Below are 18,195 nucleotides of genomic sequence, written 5' to 3'. Positions count from 1 at the left end.
AGCGCATGGTGCGCTGGCAATGGAAGACGTTCTCGGAGCTGACCGTCGATGCGCTGTACGACGTGCTCGCGCTCCGCTCGCGGGTGTTCGTCGTGGAGCAGCGTTCGATCTACCTGGACCCGGATGGGTTGGACCCCGACAGTCATCACCTCCTTGGCTGGGACACGACACTCCCCCGTCCCGCGCTCGTGGCGTACCTGCGGGTGCTGCCGCCGGGGCTCAAGTTCCGGGAGGCGAGCCTCGGCCGCGTCGTCGTCGCGCCTGAAGCCCGAGGCCAGGGACTCGCCGCGCCGCTGACGGCCCAGGCCCTGGCGTTCCTCGACGCGCGCTTCCCCGGAGTGGACACCCGCATCTCCGCGCAGCACTACCTGCAGGGCTTCTATGAGCGCCGCGGCTTCCACGCCGAGGGCGACGTCTACGACGAGGACGGCATCCCGCACATCGAGATGCGCCGCCCCGCGCGCTAGGCGTACCGGGCAGGGCGCACGAAGCCGCCGCCCAGGGGCGCCACCGCCTCCGCCACGTCGAGCAACGCCCCATCCTCCCAGCGCCGGCCCACGAGCTGCGCGCCCAGGGGAAGGCCCGCCTGCGTGCGCCCCACCGGGAGCACGACGACGGGATTGCCGGTGAGGTTGAACACGCTGGTGTAGGCCCCCAAGGAGGACAGGTACGCGCGGGGCTCGCCGTCCACGCGCACCCACTCGCCGGGCCGCGTGTGAGGAATCGCAGGGCCCGTCGTCACAGGCACGAGCCACGCGTCCCATCCCGAGAGGAACCGCTCCAGGCTCGCGACGAGCGCCTCGCGCCGCTCGAGGATGGCCATGTAGTGCGCCATGTCCGAGCGCGCGCCCCGGGCGATGGCTCGCGCCAAGGGGTCCTTCCCCGCCATGGCGAGGAACTGGAGCTGGAAGCGCAGCCGGTGCCACAGGGGCAGCGGCGCGCCCACCTCGGCGCCCTCCAGCTCGCCCCAGGTGGACCAGGCCTCGTGGAAGTCGAACGCGGGGGGCGAGACACGCTCCACGGTGGCGCCTTGCGCGGACAGCTCGGCGACGAAGCGAGCGAGCGCCGCGCGCGACTCGCGGCACGGCACCACGCCTCCGAAGTCCTCCAGCCACGCGATGCGCAGCGAGGACACCGCGCGCGGCTTCGGCGGAGCGAGCGGCGTGAGCGGCGGCACCTCCAGGTTGCGCGCGTCCGGCCCTTCGATGACAGAGAGCACCAGCCGCAAGTCCGCCACGGTGCGCGCCAGCGGCCCCGAGCACGCCATGTGCCGCACCGTGCGCGGCCCACCGGGCAGGTCCGGGATGTGGCCCGCGTTGGAGACACGGTGCTCGGTGGGCTTCAACCCGAAGAGGCCACAGAAATGCGCGGGGATGCGAATGGAACCGCCCAGGTCGCTGCCCAACTCGAACGGCGTGAAGCCCGAGGCCACCGCCGCCGCCGAGCCTCCGCTGGAGCCTCCCGGCGTGCGCTCCAGGTCGTGGGGATTCTGCGTGCGGCCGAACAGCGGGCTCTGCGTCTGGTAGTCGCCCGCCAGGAGCGGCAGGTTCGTCTTGCCCCAGATGATGGCGCCCGCCCGCTTGAGCCGCGCCACCGCCGTGGCGTCCTCGGTGGGCACGTAGCCAGAGAGCGGCGGGAAGCTCGCCGTGGTGCGAAGGCCCGCCGTGGAGAAGGCATCCTTCACGGTGATGGGGACGCCGTGCAGCGGCCCCCAGGACTCACCTCGCGCGAGCGCCGCGTCCGCCTCCACCGCGCGCTGCCGAGCCGCTGCTTCGTCGCGCGTGACGACGGCGTTGAGCGCCGGGTTGTGCGCCGCCGCCTGCGCCAGATGCGCCTCCAGCACCTCCACCGCTGTCACCCGCCGCTCGCGAACGGCGGCCGCCAGCTCCGTGGTGGACTGAAACACGAGCCTCGACGCGGAAGTCTCCATGCGCGCATGTCCCTCGGCGTGACCGGCCCAAGCGCCGGTGCCGGGACACGGTTCTACCAGGGACATCCCGCTCCGTGCGCCCGCCCCTCCGGGTCCAATGCGGGACACATCTGCTTATGTTGACTTCAGAGCAATTCCTACAAACCCCGCCGGACGATGTATCGGCGGGCGCGGGTGTCGACCGAGGTCGCGGGTGGGCGGTGCGTCTGCTCGAAGAGGGTCCACGCGGGCTGGAGGCTGCGCCAGAAGGCCTGTTGCTCGGGCGTGACATCGGGGAGCCTGGAGAGGGCGTCCATTCCCGCCGCATCGAGCTGGCGCGGGAAGACGTGGATGGGGACGTCCTTGCCCATGTGGGCGCGCGCCTCGGTGACCATGACGTACAGCGCCTCGATGGGCGCGTCCTGGATGGCGATGCACCCGATGCTGACGCAGTCGCCGTGCACGAAGATGTTGCCACCGAGCCGAGGGCGTCCCACCAGCCGATCCAACGCGTTGGGGTAGCTGACCCGCATGGACAGGTGGAACTGGCTGCGCGGATTGAACAGGTCGATGGTGTAGAAGCCCTCGGGAACCTGGAGGTCGCCCTCCTCGCGCTTCGGCCCCAGCTCACCCGAGGCCGCGCAGAAGGGGAACGTCTTCACGCGCTGGAGCGGCTTGCCCTTGGGGCCCGCCCAGACCTCCAGCTGCCGCTCCGCCTTGAGCGCGCGCAGGTACAGCTCTCCGGGCGGCCAGGCCACCCCGGCCTCGGCGAACGCCTGGCGAACGGCGGGAAGCTGACGCTGGCGCGCGCTCGCGACGCGATCCTCCGCGAGCGCCACGAGGGGCAGGCACCACCCCAACACGACGAGGGTTCGGAATCTCATGCCTGCTTGGGACGCCTGCGGCAAGGCAAGCGTTCCCCCGTCCCGAGGCATGAAGGACCCAGGGCTTGTATCAAACACCGGGCGGTGTTGACCGATGGGAATAAGCCGCCGGCAAGTTCCTTGCCAGTTCGAATGGATGGACGTGGGGTACCCTGGCTCCGTGCCCGGCAAGCTGCTAGCAAGGCATCCTCGGGCCCCTCGGGCCGCTGCCGCTGAGACAGCGACAGCAAATCCGAGGTGCGGGATGTTCTCATCCCGTCACGCACCCTGGCGAGCTGGGGCCGCCCGGTGCGAAGACCCATGACCGACAACCTCGCCCCGTGCCGTTCCGGCCTCTCGCGTTCGAATGACTGATTCCCTCGATACCCTCCTCGCTGACGGCATCATCGACGCCGTCATCGGACAGCTGAAGACAGGCAAGGAGGCGGAGGTCTGGCTCGTCCAGCACGCCGGCCAGGTCATCGCCGCCAAGCTGTACAAGGAGCGCCACGAGCGCAACTTCCGCAACAACGTCGGCTACCGGGAGGGCCGTGAGGTTCGTAACTCGCGCACCCGCCGCGCGATGGAGAAGGGCAGCCGCTTCGGGCAAGCCGCCGCCGAGGACGCCTGGAAGAGCGCGGAAGCGGACTCGCTCTACAAGCTGCACGCCCAGGGCGTGCGCGTGCCCACGCCGGTGATGTTCTACGAGGGCGTGCTGCTGATGGAGCTGGTGGTGGATGCGCAGGGCAGCCCCGCGCCGCGTCTGGTGGAAGCACCGCCGACGACGCCCGAGGAAGCCGAAGCGCTCTACGCGGACCTGCGCAGCCAGGTGATTCGCACGCTGTGCTGCGACCTCATCCACGGCGACCTGTCGCCGTACAACATCCTGATGAGCGGCGTGGGGCCGACCATCATCGACTTCCCGCAGACGGTGGCTGCCGCGCGCAACAACCGCGCGGAGTTCTACTTCCGGCGCGACCTGGACAACGTCCGCAACTTCCTCGCGGGGTTCTCGTCGCGGCTGCGGTCGCTGGGTGGGGACACGGCGGAGATTTGGAACGCGTACGTGCGGCGGGACCTGACGCCAGAGTTCGTGCCCTCGGGCGCGTTCCGGGACGCGCCCCGTCGCGGAGGCGGAGCGGGCTTCCGTGACTCGCAGCGCCGCCCGCAGTTCCGGCCGGAGCCCGTCCTCGAACCCGTCGTGGAGGAGACTCCGGGGCCCGCGCTGACCGCCGAGGAGCAGGAGGAGGCCGAGCTGCGAGCCCTGGAAGCGCTGGTGCTCAAGCAGGGTGGCGGCGAGCGAGGCAAGCCCGCGGTGATGTCGAGTCCGCGAGACAACCGTCGCCGGCCGTTCTCGTCCAACCGCCCGCCCCCGCGCTCGGGAGGCCCGAACCGTCCGGCATCGCCCGGGGGTCAGCGTCCCGCGAACGCGAGCAACGCCAACGGCGCCCGGCCCAACGGGGGTGCCCCGAACGGCGCCCGCGCTTCGGGCGATGCGCGCAGCGCGAACGGCGCTCCGGTCAACGGTTCGGCTGACACGCGCAACGGGAACAACGGACCGCGCAATGGCGCGGGCGCCTCCGGCAACGCGCGCAACGGAAACAACGGGCCGCGCAACGGCGCGAACTTCTCCGGGGATGCGCGCAACAACGGACCGCGCAACGGCACGAGTTCTTCCGGGGACACGCGCAACGGGAACGGTGGACCGCGCAACGGTGCGAGCTTCGCCAGCGACGCGCGCACCGGGAACACCGGAGAGAGCTTCACCAGCGACACACGCAATGGAAGCAACGGACCGCGCAATGGCTCGGGCTTCTCCAGTGACGCACGCAACGGAGAGGGCTTCTCCGGCGACACGCGCAACGGACGCAACGGACCGCGCAACGGGGCGGGATTCGCCAGCGAGGCGCGCAACGGAAGCAACGGACCGCGCAACGGTGCAGGCGTCTCCAGCGAAGCGCGCAACGGAGAGGGCTTCTCCAGCGACGCGCGCAACACGAACGGCGGACCGCGCAACGGAAACAACGGACCGCGTCGTGGGAACGGTGGACCGCGCAACGGTGCGAACTTCTCCGGCAACGCTCGCGGCACGAACGGCGATTCGAGCAACGGCGCGAACTTCTCCAGCGACGCAGCCGGTGGCCAGGGCAGCAGCGCAGGCTTCTCTGGCGACGTGAACGGTGGGCAGAGCAACGGCTCGAATGCGTCAGGCAGGTCGCGCGGCGGGAATGGCGCGCGCTCCGCACGGGGCAACGACGCCTCCCTTCCGACCTCGAATGACCGAAGCGCCGAGGGCTCGACGCGAGACGCCTCCAACGCACGACCGGTCAACGAGCGGCCGCGCGGCAACGGCGGGCGTCCTCCTCGCGACGCGCAGGCTCCTGCCGGAGAAGCTCGCACCAACGGGCATCCTCGCGGCCCCCGAGACGACGCTCGCGCCTCGGGCAACACGCGCCAGCCTCGCCCTAATGGCAACGGAGGAGCGCGGTCACAGCCGCGCTCCGGCCCACAGGTGAGCTACGTGGGCCGGCCGAAGCCCACCCCCAACATGGGCTCCTCGGAAACGAGTTCGTAGCCCCGTGCGGCGAGGAGGCGCTCTCGCCTCCTCGCGCACACCTCGGTCCTCAGGCGAACGCCGCCACCAGCGTGACTGCGCCACAGAGCACCAGGCCATAGCCACTCACCTTCTTGAAGCCTCCCGCGGCGAACCGCACGAAGAACGGCGTGTTCCGGAGCTGGGTGAACACGGTGATGAGCGCGGCGAAGTAGAGGAGATTGATGACCTCGAACAGTCCCCCGAGGGCATAGAAGCTCCCCATCCACGACTGCGCGCCCTTGTCGATGAACACCGGGAAGAAGGCGCCGAAGAAGAGGATGGGCTTGGGATTGGTGAGTGTGATCAAGAAGCCCTTGAGGACGCCTCCCGAGGGAGGAGCCTCTGCCGCGCGCGCCTGAGCATCCGCCGCGGGACTGGCGCGCAGCAGGTCCACGCCGAGATACGCGATGTAGAGCGCTCCGGAGACCTGGATGGCCTGGAGAAGCATGGGCCATCGGGACACGAGCGCGGCGAACCCTGCTCCCGCGAGGGTGATGAGCACGACGTCGCCCGCCACGATTCCGGCGGTGGCGAGGCCCGCGCTCCGGGTGGAGTGCTGCGCCCTGCCCGCCACATAGAACGTCGCCGGACCCGGGACGATGATGACCAGCGTCGCGGCGAGCAGGAAGGACGCGATGTTGTCGATGCCAAGCATTCGCGGCGCTCCTATCGGCCCTGGTCCTGAAGCGCCGCGTCGTGCTGGCGGATCAGCCCGTCCAGCCACTCGCGCGTGTGTCCCAGGCGATAGCCGAGCGACCGCGCGCGCTGCGTGTCCATGACGTAGGGCTCCGGATAGTCGAAGGGGCTGAGCTCCGTCGGATTCACGGGCGTGTCCACCGTCTCCACGAGCGGCGGCACGTCGAGCACCTCGGCCACCCGTCGGTGGATGTCGAGGGCCGACAAGGCCCCCTCGCTGCTCGCGTTGATGGGCCCCAGGAAGGTGCCGTCCCCCACCCAGCGAAGGAAGGCGCTGATGCCCTCGGCGTCGATGAAGGAACTCCCAGCGCCCCCCTGCGAGCACCGGAGCGGAGCGCGCGCCTTCACGAGCCTCACGTAGTGCGCCAGCCGCCCGGTGAAGTCCTCCGGGCCCGCCAGCACATGCCCGATGCGCACGCTGACCACGGGGAGCGAGCCGTCCTGCTGGAAGTACGCCTCTGCCTGACGCTTGCCCTGGCCATACCGAGCCTCGGGCAGCTCGGACTCATGCCACGGGAACGCCCGCTCGATGGGCTCGCGCGACAGGTCGAGCGCCTCCTCGCGGAACGGCGTGCCCTGCGAGCCGTACAGCGCTCGGTAGACTTCAATCGTCGAAGCCATCACGTAGCGCGACACCCGTCCCGCGAAGACCCGGGTGGAGATCGCGGCGTCCAGCGGACTGTAGCACATCTGATCGTAGACGACGTCGAAGTGCCCAGCGGCGGCGAAGGCCGCGGACATCGCCGCCTCGTCGCGACGGTCCACTCGGATGCGCCGGACCTGGCTCCCGAACGCATCGGTCGCCCGACCTCGCGTCGCGAGCGTGACCTGGTGCCCCACGTCCACCAGCCCGCGCACCAGCAGTCTCCCGAAGAAGCGCGTTCCACCAATGACCAAGATGTTCTTGCCCATGACTCCACCTCTGTTCGTCGATGGCGGCATGCTGTGCTCGGGGCCTTGGAGCAACAACCCGGAAGAACTTGACCTTGAATCAGCTTTTCTTAGCCTCGACGAGATGAGGCAGCCCTTGCACAGCCTGTCGGGCTTGATGGACTTCGAGTGCGCCGCGCGCTGGAGCAGCTTCCGGCTCGCGGCCCGGGAGCTGAACAAGACGCCGGCGGCGGTCAGCCAGCAAGTGAAGCAACTGGAGCAGGCGCTAGGCTTCCAGCTGTTCACGAGGCACCCACGCCACATCACCGTCACCGAGAAGGGCCGCGAGCTGGCGGGCACCGTCTCGCGACTCCTGCGGGAACTGAACGCGAGGATTGGTGCCCTCCAGGACGGAGACGCCGAGCTCGTCCTGCGCATCTCGGCGACCCACTCCTTCGCCATGAAGTGGCTGGTGCCGAGGATGCATCGGTTCACCGAGCTGCACCCCGAGCTGGACCTGCGCGTCGAGGCGGGAGACCACGTCGTCTCTCTGGACGATGGCGCGTGCGATGTCGCGCTTCGCTACGGCCGGGTCGCGAGCGGTGGCGCAGCCGACCTCCTCTTCCAGGAACGACTCGTGGTGGTCCACGCCCCCGAGTTGGTTTCGGCGCGGCGCAGGCCACTCCCCGCGCCCTCCCCTGCGACCCTCTGGCGCTATCCGCTCGTCTACGAGGACACCCCGGAGCTGTGGCTTCGCCTGTTGGAGGCCCACGGCCTTCGGGACCGCCGCTATGACTTCTCGCGGAGCTACAGCCACGGGGGCGTGCTGGTGCAGGCCGCGGTCGCGGGGCTCGGCGTGGCGCTGGTGCCGCACTCCCTCGCCTGGGAGGACCTGGAGAGGGGCCGGCTGGTGCTCGCCCCCTTCACGCCGCTCGACTCCGAGTACGGCTACCGGCTCCTGAGCAGTCGCGAGAGCCAGGGGGCATCGAAGGTCCAGCACTTCACGCGCTGGATGCACGCGGAGGTCGCGGAGATGACCCGAAGCTTCACCGGCCGCCTGGGCTCGCTCCTCGCGTCCTCGTGAGTCAGGACGCGGAAGAGTCCCGCGGAGCCTGGGGGCACCGCGGATTCATGGCTGGGGAGGCGGCGGCTTCGCCGCTTCGCGCTCCAGTTCGGCGCGGAAGAACGCGCTGTGCTGGGCGAGCGTCTCCATGTACGGCCGCACGTCCTCGCGCGCCTCGGGTGACAGCCGCGCGAACAGCGTCACGTGCTCGTCCGGCACAAAGCGGAACGTGAGGTTGATGCGGCGGGTCTGGAAGTCCGGCAGCTCCGGCTTCAACACATGGCCCGCGCGCGTGTCCACCCGCTGCACCCGGTGGAAGGTCTGCTCCTTCCACTGCGCGCCTCCGAACAACTGCAGCGAGCCGTCATCCAACCACTGCTCCAGCAGCACCGCGTCCCGCTCGCCCGGCCGGGACGACGTGACGAACTGGATGAGCGCCCGCTCCCCGAAGGACAGCGACGCCACGGGGCCCGGCTCGAAGTCCTTGTGCTCGCCCACCCGCGCGGTGTCCACCCAGCGCCCATCCTCCAGACGGTTGCCGTAGAAGTTCACCAGGCACGTGTTGAGGTGCCAGCCCCGAGGCATGTCCGGCCCTCGGAACATGCGGCGCGCATGCGCCTCCACCTTCTCCACCTGACGCTGGAGCACGTCCGGGAAGGGCTCGGCCTTCACGCACCGGTTCCACACGCCCTTCGGCGGGCGGTAGTAGTCCAGACACGCGAACTGCCAGTTGCCCAACCAGTACACCGGACGCAGCAAGCGCCGCTGCGTCTGTCCCGCGGGCGGAGGGAAGTGCTGGGAGTAGCGCTCCTCCCACAGCGGATGCAGCGCGCCCAGCCACGCGAGGATGGCCCCGCGGTCCACCGCGGACAGGAAGCTACCGTTGTAGTGGTGGCCCGGCGTGCGCTGGCTCACCCGGTGGCGCGGGGCGCCTCCACGGCCAGGACGAGGTGGAGGCGCCATCGAACTCACGCCTCGGAGACGGCGACGTCGAGCGCCAGCTCGATCATCTCGTCGAAGGTCGTCTGACGCTCCTCGGCGGTGAGCTTCGCGCCCGTGCGGAGGTGATCCGACACGGTCAGCAGCCCGAGCGCCCGCGCCCCGAACTCGGCCGCGACGCCATACAGGCCCGCGACCTCCATCTCCACCGCGAGGATGCCCATGCGCTCCAGCGCGTCATTGAGCGCCGGCTGCGGGTGGTAGAACAGGTCCGAGGTGAACACCGAGCCCACGCGCACCGAGCGCGAGCGCTTGCGCGCGGCATCCACCGCCTTGCGCGCCAGCTCGAAGTCCGCCACGGCCGGGAAGTCGTGGTCCATCAACCGCATGCGGTTCACCTTGGAGTCGGTGCCCGCGCCGAGCGCGACGATGACATCGCGCACCTGCACGTCCTGGCGCAGGGCGCCGCAGCTCCCCACGCGGATGAGCACGCGCGCGCCAAACTCCTTGATGAGCTCGGTCGCGTAGATGGAGATGGACGGGACGCCCATGCCGTGGCCCAGCACGGACAGCTTCCGGCCCTGGTACGTGCCGGTGTAGCCCAGCATGTTGCGCACCGAGGTCACGTTGCGGGCGTTCTCGAAGAAGCGCTCGGCGATGTAGCGGGCGCGAAGCGGGTCCCCCGGCATGAGGACGACGTCAGCGAAATCACCAGGGGCAGCGGAGATGTGGGGGGTAGCCATGGATGAGACCTCTTCAGCGCGCGGTCGACAGACCGGCCGTGCCCGTGGCAGGGACCGTCACGGTCGCCGGCGCTACGGGGGTACAGGGAGCGGAGACGGACGGCGACGCGGCCACGTCCGAGGAAGCCGCGGCCACGGCGGGAGCCTGCGTCGCGGGAGGCATGCGACGCGGCGGCAACACCATGGCCGGAGGAATGGGGCAGTGCGTGCACGGGCCTCGCAGCGGGATGGTGAGCACCTGGCCGATGCGCAGGAAGGTGTTCCGCATGCGGCTGGCCTTCTTGATGCCCGCCACGCTCGAGTTGTAGCGCAGCGCGAGCGCGCCCAGCGTGTCGCCCGAGCGCACGCGATGCGACAGCAGGTTGTGCTCGGGCTGGAGCGCCAGCAGCGGCGCCACCCGGCGACCCAGCTCCTGCGCGCGCGCGTTGTAGAAGCGCACGTGGAAGTGGTCCCGGTGGTGCCGGGCATGCTTGAGGATGGAGGACGGGCCCGCGTTGAACAGTGAGTTCAGCCACGCCTTGTCCTCGCCGTGCGCCAGCGCGTAGTCGTACAGGACCTTCTGGACCCGCTTGTCCACGAGGATCATCTGGACGTCGGTGGTCGTCACCAGCGTGCGCACCAGCTCCCAGTTCATGGCCACGTCGATGTAGCGCTCGCGCTCGCGGGCCCGCACCGGGTCCACCGTCGGATAGTAGAATCCGAGGTCCACGTCCCGGCCGTTCTGGTGGCTCTTGTGCGGGCGGATGTAGCCGCCTTCCTTGGCGCTCATCGCGTTGACCCGGATGGGCGGCACGTTGGGGAAGCGCGAGCGCACGTCGCGGATGACGCCCGCCAGCGCGTCCACCGTCTCGTTGGTGGCCCACGCCTGCTCCGGCGAGACGACAATCCAGTCCTTGCCCTGGGGGAACTGGACGCTGTTCACCATGCGCCCGCTCTCCACGAAGCCCACCGACATGGAGCCCAGCGACGCGGGCTCCTTCTTCCACTTGTCGGCCAGCTCCGAGTCAGACAGCTCCGCCGTGTACACCGGCCCCGCAGGCGCGGCGCTCGTCGCGGAGTCCTGCATCTCGCCGACCTCGCCGTCGGTCTCGGCGTCGGCCGGAAGGCTCTCGGCGTCATCGTCCTCCTCGGCCAGCGCCTCGGCGGACTCGGTGCACGGAGCCAGCGCGGTGGCGCCCTCGGTCGGAGCGGCCGTGGCGCTCGCGGGTGCCGGAGCAGCGGTCGCGCTCGCAGGTGTCGCGGCCCCCGGACTCGTGGGCGCCGCACTGCTCACGGGCGCGGTGGCCTCGGGCGGAGGCGCGGCGGACTGTGGCGCGGTCGCGGCGGCTTCCGGACGCGCGGCGACAGCGGCGGGAGCCGCGACGGGGGACACGACACGCGCGGCACAGCCCGCGCAGACCAGGAGGAGCCAGTAGGGATAACGCACCGGGGCGCAGGATGGACCGACTTGGCCCTCACCTCCAAGGTTTGAACGCGTTTTTGACTCGCGGTACGGACCTGCGCCTGCCCGGTCCCCAGCGCGCCAGGCATCGGCGCGCCAGGGCTCGGACCTGCCTCGGTGGGGGCTCAGCGTCCCCACCGCATGCGCAAGGGACTACGGCAGGCTCGGGTTGTTCTCCGCGAAGTACTCGTGGCTGTCGGCGTTATCGAGCGCCTGGCTCGGATCCGACAGGGCGAGGCTCTGCGCTCCACTCTGGCCGTAGACCCAGTCATCCGTGCCAGCCGTCGCGGTGAAGTGGCTCATCTCGTGGATGAGCGTGCCGCCCTTGGAGTCCGTGCCCGTCATCGGCGCGGACCAGAACGCCTTGCACACGTAAATCTTGTACGGCTGATTCGGGTAGACGTAGGCGTAGTAGGTCTTCTTGCAGCCGCAGTCGACCGTCACCGGCTTGGTGTCGAAGGCGTTCTTGATGGACGTGAAGTGGCTCGCCGCCGTGTTCCAGCCGGCCGAGGAGAACGCCCCGAACCAGGTGGTGTAGCGCGACGTCGCGGACGACGGGCCGCCCAGGTAGCTCGTGGCGCCGTTCGCATAGTTCGACGCCGCGTTCACGGCCTGGAGGACGGTGGCCTGCTGGGTGGCGTCGCACTTCGTATAGGACAGGTTGGCGGTGAGCGGATACACGGGCGCATCCGCCTCCAGTCGCGCGTTGGCGCGGCCGGAGATCCACAGCGACACCTCGTTGGACTGGAGCAGCGCGCCCGCCTTGCCGGAGCCGTGCAGCTTCGAGCGATCCACGCGGAAGCGCACCACGTAGCGGCCCGAGCGAGACAGGTCATAGAGGTCCGAGAGAATCACGGGCCCCGAGATGGTCTCTCCCGGATGCAGCCGGCGGTAGTCGACCTCCGCGGGCATGGGACGCTTGTAGTGAGGCCCCAGGAACGGCACGGGCTTGCCGTCGAGCGTGACCTGGAACAGCGGCTCCTCCATTCCATCCAGCGGCATGAACCAGCGCAGCAGGCTGACGGGGCGCGGAGAGATGTTGGTGAAGCTCACGGACAACTTCACGGCGTCGGCGGAGTCGAAGCTGGACTGAGCCGTGCTCAACACCACCGAGACATCCGAGGACTGCAGTGCCGAGTCACTCTCGGCCAGCACCGGTGTGGCGTCGGAGAGTTCCTCGCCGGGTCCACCGCACGCACCCAGCAGCGAGACTCCGAGGGCCAACCATCCAAGACGATCACGCAGGCTCTTGTTCATGAGAAGCACTTCCTTTGTTGGGGGAACTGTCAGCGAACGTGCCCACCATGGAATTCGCGCATGGCAAGCCAGTCGCGGGCAAGGCCCCTCGCGTTCGTCCCCCGTGAGCGCGAGGCGCAAATGACACTGCGGGTCCCGTGAGACATCGCACGTGACACTGACTTACGGCCGCGGGGTGACCTCCGGATCCACGTGCAAAAGCCGTCTGGCGGCCTGCCGGGGAGAGAGGATGTCGAAGGGAAGCCGCTGGCCACCGGCCATGGATAACAGCCGTCTGTCCTTGCTCACCAGCCAGGCCGCGCCCGAGCGATCCGCCAGCTCCAGGAACTTCTGATCATCCGCGTCACGGCAGCGAGGCAGCTCGCGGGCGGGCCCGTCCAGCGAGGACACCCGTGTGAGCGATTGATAGCGCACCAGGACGGCACGCTGCGCCACCGCCTCCAGCGCGAAGGAGGGATAGGCCAGCACCAGCTCCAGCTCTCTCAACGTCGCGGCGTCCACCCACGCGACCAGCTCGCCCTGCTCCAAGGGCGCTCGCAGCGGACGAGCCCATGCGTCATCGAAAACAAACAGATCCAACACGACGTTGGTATCGAGCACGACGGAGCGCGGCGTGGCGGGCACGCAAGGTCCTTCCTCAACCGCCTCGCCTGTTCGAGACGTCCCGGGCACCCCCGGCGCCGCGCAAGTCTAGACACCGTCCTGGGTAGACGCGACCCCTCCCTGGAGGGCCAAGGCACCTTCGATGCGCGGGCAAGGCTCCCGGGGCATCCTGTCGCCAGGCGGTGGCGCCGCGTGGCCTCGCCGGTATCGGGGGAGTCATGACCGCACCTGTCATCCTCGACGACGCGCAGCGCGTGGCCCAGGTTCGCACGCTCGCGGACGCGATCCGCCTCGCGCTGGACACGGGGCGGAACCTCGCGCGCACCGCGGCCAATGAGTACCGGGTCGAGACGTGGCGCACGGAAGAGGATGCCGCGCAGGCCGCGCGGGTGGCGGTGCGTGCGTCGCTGCGAGAAGACGGCAGCCTCGTGCTCCATGCCTCGCGGGACACGAACGAGGCCGTGCCCCACGCGCTGCCCCTGGTGGTGTTCGCCCGTGGCGAGCAGCGGTCCGAACCGTCGGGAAGCACTCCGAAGGACCCACGCATTCCCCATTGAGGACACGCCATGAACTCACGCGACAAGGTCCGCGCCCCCGCGCCGCTCCGAGAGGGCGAGGTGGACACGGACACGGGCTCGACCTTCGTGCTGAAGGGACGGCTCGTGACGATGAACGACGCGAACGCGGTCATCGACGCGGGACGGCTCGCCATTCGCCAGGGTCGGCTGGAGGCGGTGCTCCGCCCGGGCGAGCCGCTGCCTCCGGGCTTCGAGTCCGCGCCTGTCATCGACACCCGCGCCACGCTCTATCCGGGCCTCATCGACCTGCACAATCACTTCGCCTACAACATCCTGCCGCTCTGGCGCGTGCCGGCCGCGTATCACAACCGCGACCAGTGGCCGCGCCACGCGGAATACAAGTCCAGCATCTCCCTGCCGCTGCACGCGCTGGCCGCCGTGCCGGAGACAGCGCGCGCCATCGTCCGCTACGTCGAGGCCAAGGCCCTGCTGGCGGGAACGACCACGGGCCAGGGCATCAAGACCCAGGTCGCGGGCGGCATCCGCTTGTTTCGCGGCGCCATGCGCAACGTCGAGCAGACCGACGACGCGCGCCTCCCCGAGGCCAACACGCTGGTGCCCGACCTGCGCCCCGTGCCCGAGGACATCGCCGCGTTCCGCCGCTCGCTCACGCGCTACCCGGCGTTCTTCTACCACCTGTCCGAAGGCACCGACGCGAGCGCGCGTCAGCACTTCGTCGACCTCCAGGCGAACGCCTTGCTCGCGCCTTCGCTCGTGGGCGTGCACGCGCTCGCGCTCCAGCCCGAGGACTACGTGGCCCTTGCTCGCGCGGGCGCGAAGGCGGTCTGGTCTCCCTTCAGCAACCTGCTGCTCTATGGGCGGACGCTGGACTTGAACGCGGTGCTCGACGCGGGCGTGCCGCTGTCGCTCGGCTGTGATTGGTCGCCCACGGGCAGCAAGAACCTGCTGGAAGAACTCAAGGTGGCGCGGTGGGTCTCCGCGGCGCAGGGCGGTCGCCTCGATGAGCAGCGACTGGTGAGCCTGGTCACCCGCGAGCCGGCCGCGTGCCTCGGCTGGAGCGCGGAGCTGGGGACGCTGCGCGCGGGGGCCTTGGCGGACGTGGTCGCCATCGCGGGAACGACGGGCGACCCCTACTCGCTCCTCGTGGATGCCACCGAGGCGGAGGTCCAGCTCGTGGTGGTGCATGGCGTGCCACGCTGCGGCGCCGAGAACCTGATGCGAAGCCTGTGGGCCTCGCCCGGCGCGCCGCTCGAAATCCTCCCGGTCGCCGGAGCGCCGAAGGCCTTCGCGTTGGAGACCCCGGGCTCCGAGCTGGCGGGCCTGAAACTGACCCAGGCCAGCGCCACACTGGAGGCCGCGCTCTCGGACCTGCCCGGCTTCATCCAGACACGTCATCGCGCGGGGGCGAAGGACGCCCACGAGCGCCCCTTCGTGCTCGCGCTCGACATGGAGCAAGACCTGGAGCACGGCGACATGGCGGCACTGGTGCCCGAGCTGCTCGCGGACGCCACGGGCATCGCGCCCTCGGTGCCGCTGGACGCGCTCGCCGTGGACGCGACCCACCTGGAGCGCGTGGGCCAGCAGCACAACCTGCCGCCGGCGCTCCAGGACGTGCTCACGCGTGCGTATGCCTGAGCGCTACTCGGCGCCCTGACGAACCGTGGGCTGCTGCACGGGCGAGATGAAGCCCGAGAACGCCATCCGCGTGGGCGAGCAGCGCCCCGCATGGCTCACCTTGTCGGGCGTCGCGTTGTCCACCAGCGCGCGCGCCACCGCCTCGGGCGAGGCCGTGGGGTTCTCTTCCAGGTAGAGCGCCACGGCCCCCGTGACGTGTGGGCTCGCCATGGACGTGCCGCTCAGCACCTGCGTGGCCGAGTCATCGGTAATCCAGGCCGACACGATGCCCTCTCCCGGCGCGAAGAGGTCCACGCACTGGCCATAGTTGGAGAACGAGGCGCGAGCGTCTCCCACGTTGGTGGCGCCCACGCTCAGCGCTTCATCGACTCGCGCCGGAGAGTGCTGACATGCGTCCTCGCTCTCGTTGCCCGCCGCCACCACGAACGTGACGCCCGCGTGGACAGCCCGGCGCACCGCCTCGTCCAGGACCGCGTCCACCGGTCCGCCCAGGCTCATGTTCGCCACCGCGGGAGACTGATGGTGCTCCGCGACCCAGTCCACGCCCGCCACCACCCCGGCCGTCGTGCCGCCTCCGGTGCAGCCGAGCACCCGCACCGCGTGGAGCTGCGCGTCCTTCGCCATGCCATACATGCGTCCGCCCACCGTGGCGGCCACGTGCGTGCCGTGGCCATGGCAGTCGATGCCCTTGCCTCCCACCTCCGCGGAGTCGAACGGAGCGTCGGCCCGCCCACCGAACTCCCGATGCGTGGGACGGATGCCCGTATCGAGCAGGTACACGTGCACGCCGCGCCCGCTCCGGCGATACAGGTACTGCTGATTCAACGGGAGGTCGCGCTGATCCATGCGGTCGAGCCCCCACGTCGCGCCCGTCTGCGTTTCCTCCAATCGCAGCACGCCGTTCTCCTGCACGAGCGCCACCTCGGGCGCCGCGGCCATGGCCCGCGCCTGCGCCTCGGTCATGCGGCTGGCGAAGCCGCGCAGCGCGTGCGCGTAGACCTGGAACGGCGTGCCGCCATGGCGCGCGGAGAGCTGCGCGACGCTCGCGGAGACCTCCTGCGCGCTCAGCTCTCGCGCGGGCTCGGCGAGCACGACGACATACTCACCGGGGACCTTCCGCGCGACGGTGAGGAACTTCTCGCGCGTCGCGGTGGGAGCGACCATCGAGGCGCGACACGGGGTCTCCTCGGGCGGCGTGGGGGGCGGTGAGTGCGACGTGCGACACGACGCGCCCACGGCCAGGGACACGACGCAGACCAACACCCGCGACAGCGACGGTGGCGACATGGATTCCCCCGAGTTGAGGTGCCGATGGAACCCTCGGCACCCGCACCATTCCAGCACGGCGCGCTGTCGCGGAGAGCGCCCGGCACTCCCGGGCTGGCGAGCGTCGCGCGGTGGGCAGCGGCTACTCCGCGGCGGGCTTCGCGACGCGGTCCGCCAGCAAGGTCGCGTGCCGACGCGCCAGGTTCCACTCCCGCCACGCGCTCTCGGGCCCCGCGCCGGGGTGCAGCACGAAGCGATGGAAGAACCGCGCCGTCCACTCCGGCTCTCGCTCGGACAGCAGCGCCAGCACCTCGGGCGCCGCGTCCGCGGACAGACCCATCAGGTAGTCGAGGTCCGGCAGCTCATCCCCCTCCACGCGCGCCAGGTTGTGCCGGACGATGAACGCATCGGGGTTGATGACATTGAGCGCCAGCACCGCACCCAGCGCCGTGACGAACGCGCCCACCGCGAAGCGCTCGGGCCGCCACCAGAGCGTCACCGCGCGCCAGGTCAGCACGCCGCCCAGCGCGAACATGAAGACGTGCGTGTAGAGGCGAAGCTGCGTGTAGCCGAAGGCATCCTCGTAGAGCCCCATCCGCTTCACGGCCGAGGCGAGGATGACCAGCGTGAGCGCCACCATCACGGACGTCGCGCCACGGAACAGCAGCTCGGCGGAGCGAGACTCGCGGCGCGTCCATCGCGCCAGGGCCATCACCAACCCCAGCGTCAGCGCGGAGACGAGCACCAGCTCGGAGAAGCCCTGACGCGCATACTGCGCATAGGTGTACCCAGGCGCCGGTGACGTCGCGTCCCCGATGAACAGGTACATGACCTGGAACGCGGCGAAGACGAGGAACAGCGCGTCCACCGTGACCACCAGCGTGAGCGCCTCGATGAGCCCCAGGCGAGGCGCGACCGGCGCCTCCTCCTGCTCTCCCGCCTCCACGAAGCTCCGCCTCCGCAGCGCGTGCCCGAGGATGCCCGCCGCCACGCACGCCGACAGCACCGTGGCGATGCCCCGCGCCGTCGCCACCGCCACGAACTCCGTCAGCACCGCCGACGACAGCAGGCGCTCCACCGCCTTGCTGAACGCCACGTCCGCGGACTCCAGCAGGACGCCGAACACGAAGAGCACCGGCACCGCGAGCAAGAGGCCCCGCCCCAGCGCCTTCAAGCCGACGGAGTGCTGGCGCACCCCCTGGAGGTTCACGCCGTCTCGCACCAGCACCTGCGGATAGCGCAGGGGCTGGAGCGCGGCGTTCAGCACCACGCGCGGGTAGCCCATCAACCCCAACCGCTCCACGCGCCCCGCCGCCCAGAAGTGCGTCAGCAACATCATCAACACGGCCGAGGTCAGCACGTTCACCACCGTCAGCCAGTCGCTGTCCCGCACCGCGACGAACCCCGACACCACCACCAGCGGCGCCACGAGCCAGGCGTTCGGCCGCGCGCGCTCCCACCCTTCCTGGCCCCCCATCCACAGCAGAGCCCCGAGCACGACGAGCACCACCAGCGGGAAGGACACGCCCCACATACCGGGCTGGTACAGCAGGGCCTGCGTCACGTAGCCCACCGCCAACGCGGCCAACAGCATGCGTCGGGGGTTCGTCACCGCGGGCAGCCACGACGGCGACCGGTGGGCGGAGAGGACCTTGTAGGGCTCGGACGGAGACGAAGCGGACAGGGACATGGCGGCGCACCTCGGGCCGCGCGCTCGGCGCGGCAATGACCGCCACCATGCCCAGTGCGCGGGCTCCGGTTCGAACCGAGCGACC

16 protein-coding genes are annotated in these 18,195 nt (G+C 70.3%); 5 read left to right on the top strand and 11 right to left on the bottom strand.

Annotated features, from left to right (window positions below; all coding sequences use genetic code 11):
• Positions 1–5 precede the first annotated feature (5 nt).
• Positions 6–467 (top strand): GNAT family N-acetyltransferase, encoded by a 462-nt coding sequence (locus JGU66_19745; protein ID MBJ6763005.1) that lies wholly within the window; start codon positions 6–8, stop codon positions 465–467.
• Here JGU66_19745 and JGU66_19740 read toward each other — a convergent pair.
• Both JGU66_19740 and JGU66_19735 read right to left on the bottom strand, forming a co-directional pair.
• Positions 464–1,930 carry an amidase gene (locus JGU66_19740; protein ID MBJ6763004.1) on the bottom strand — a complete coding sequence of 489 codons (1,467 nt, stop codon included), beginning with the start codon at positions 1,928–1,930 and terminating at the stop codon, positions 464–466. The genes JGU66_19745 and JGU66_19740 overlap by 4 nt on opposite strands.
• Before the next feature lie 137 nt (positions 1,931–2,067).
• Positions 2,068–2,793, bottom strand: coding sequence for a L,D-transpeptidase family protein (locus JGU66_19735; GenBank protein MBJ6763003.1), 726 nt, complete (start codon positions 2,791–2,793; stop codon positions 2,068–2,070).
• Positions 2,794–3,139: 346 nt separating this feature from the next.
• Between JGU66_19735 and JGU66_19730 the strand changes: the two genes are divergently transcribed.
• On the top strand, positions 3,140–5,347 hold the full coding sequence (locus tag JGU66_19730; protein ID MBJ6763002.1) for a hypothetical protein: 2,208 nt from the start codon (positions 3,140–3,142) through the stop codon (positions 5,345–5,347).
• A gap of 49 nt (positions 5,348–5,396) precedes the next feature.
• Here the strand turns inward: JGU66_19730 and JGU66_19725 are convergent, their stop codons facing one another.
• Both JGU66_19725 and JGU66_19720 read right to left on the bottom strand, forming a co-directional pair.
• Positions 5,397–6,023: a LysE family transporter gene (locus tag JGU66_19725; GenBank protein MBJ6763001.1), complete on the bottom strand. Its 627-nt coding sequence runs from the start codon at positions 6,021–6,023 to the stop codon at positions 5,397–5,399.
• An 11-nt stretch (positions 6,024–6,034) separates the two neighbouring features.
• Positions 6,035–6,976, bottom strand: a complete 942-nt coding sequence (locus JGU66_19720; GenBank protein MBJ6763000.1) for an NAD-dependent epimerase/dehydratase family protein — start codon at positions 6,974–6,976, stop codon at positions 6,035–6,037.
• A 115-nt stretch (positions 6,977–7,091) separates the two neighbouring features.
• On the opposite strand from JGU66_19720, the gene JGU66_19715 reads away from it, so the two are divergent.
• A complete protein-coding gene (locus JGU66_19715) occupies positions 7,092–8,018 on the top strand; it encodes a LysR family transcriptional regulator (GenBank protein ID MBJ6762999.1) in 927 nt (308 codons plus the stop codon).
• 45 nt (positions 8,019–8,063) lie between these two features.
• On the opposite strand, the gene JGU66_19710 is transcribed toward JGU66_19715, so the two are convergent.
• The 5 genes from JGU66_19710 to JGU66_19690 form a co-directional block, all read right to left on the bottom strand.
• The gene (locus JGU66_19710; GenBank protein MBJ6762998.1) at positions 8,064–8,960 is read right to left on the bottom strand and encodes an alpha-ketoglutarate-dependent dioxygenase AlkB; all 897 of its coding nucleotides are present in this window, start codon (positions 8,958–8,960) and stop codon (positions 8,064–8,066) included.
• Between the two features lie 5 nt (positions 8,961–8,965).
• On the bottom strand, positions 8,966–9,679 hold the full coding sequence (deoD, locus tag JGU66_19705) for a purine-nucleoside phosphorylase (GenBank protein ID MBJ6762997.1): 714 nt from the start codon (positions 9,677–9,679) through the stop codon (positions 8,966–8,968).
• 13 nt (positions 9,680–9,692) lie between these two features.
• The gene (locus JGU66_19700; protein ID MBJ6762996.1) at positions 9,693–11,081 is read right to left on the bottom strand and encodes a penicillin-insensitive murein endopeptidase; all 1,389 of its coding nucleotides are present in this window, start codon (positions 11,079–11,081) and stop codon (positions 9,693–9,695) included.
• A 192-nt stretch (positions 11,082–11,273) separates the two neighbouring features.
• On the bottom strand, positions 11,274–12,377 hold the full coding sequence (locus tag JGU66_19695) for a peptidase M35 (GenBank protein MBJ6762995.1): 1,104 nt from the start codon (positions 12,375–12,377) through the stop codon (positions 11,274–11,276).
• A 162-nt stretch (positions 12,378–12,539) separates the two neighbouring features.
• Positions 12,540–13,001: a putative toxin-antitoxin system toxin component, PIN family gene (locus JGU66_19690; protein MBJ6762994.1), complete on the bottom strand. Its 462-nt coding sequence runs from the start codon at positions 12,999–13,001 to the stop codon at positions 12,540–12,542.
• Between the two features lie 197 nt (positions 13,002–13,198).
• Between JGU66_19690 and JGU66_19685 the strand changes: the two genes are divergently transcribed.
• The gene (locus JGU66_19685; GenBank protein ID MBJ6762993.1) at positions 13,199–13,537 is read left to right on the top strand and encodes a hypothetical protein; all 339 of its coding nucleotides are present in this window, start codon (positions 13,199–13,201) and stop codon (positions 13,535–13,537) included.
• 9 nt (positions 13,538–13,546) lie between these two features.
• Positions 13,547–15,154, top strand: coding sequence for an amidohydrolase family protein (locus JGU66_19680; protein ID MBJ6762992.1), 1,608 nt, complete (start codon positions 13,547–13,549; stop codon positions 15,152–15,154).
• Positions 15,155–15,157: 3 nt separating this feature from the next.
• Here JGU66_19680 and JGU66_19675 read toward each other — a convergent pair whose 3' ends face one another.
• Positions 15,158–16,441, bottom strand: coding sequence for a S8 family peptidase (locus JGU66_19675; GenBank protein ID MBJ6762991.1), 1,284 nt, complete (start codon positions 16,439–16,441; stop codon positions 15,158–15,160).
• A 121-nt stretch (positions 16,442–16,562) separates the two neighbouring features.
• A complete protein-coding gene (locus JGU66_19670; GenBank protein MBJ6762990.1) occupies positions 16,563–18,110 on the bottom strand; it encodes a DUF4173 domain-containing protein in 1,548 nt (515 codons plus the stop codon).
• Positions 18,111–18,195: the final 85 nt, after the last annotated feature.

The sequence above is a fragment of the Myxococcaceae bacterium JPH2 genome, assembly GCA_016458225.1.
Taxonomy (GTDB): domain Bacteria; phylum Myxococcota; class Myxococcia; order Myxococcales; family Myxococcaceae; genus Citreicoccus.
The sequence above is the reverse complement of the archived record's forward strand: the minus strand, read 5'-3'. Positions and strand labels throughout refer to the sequence as shown.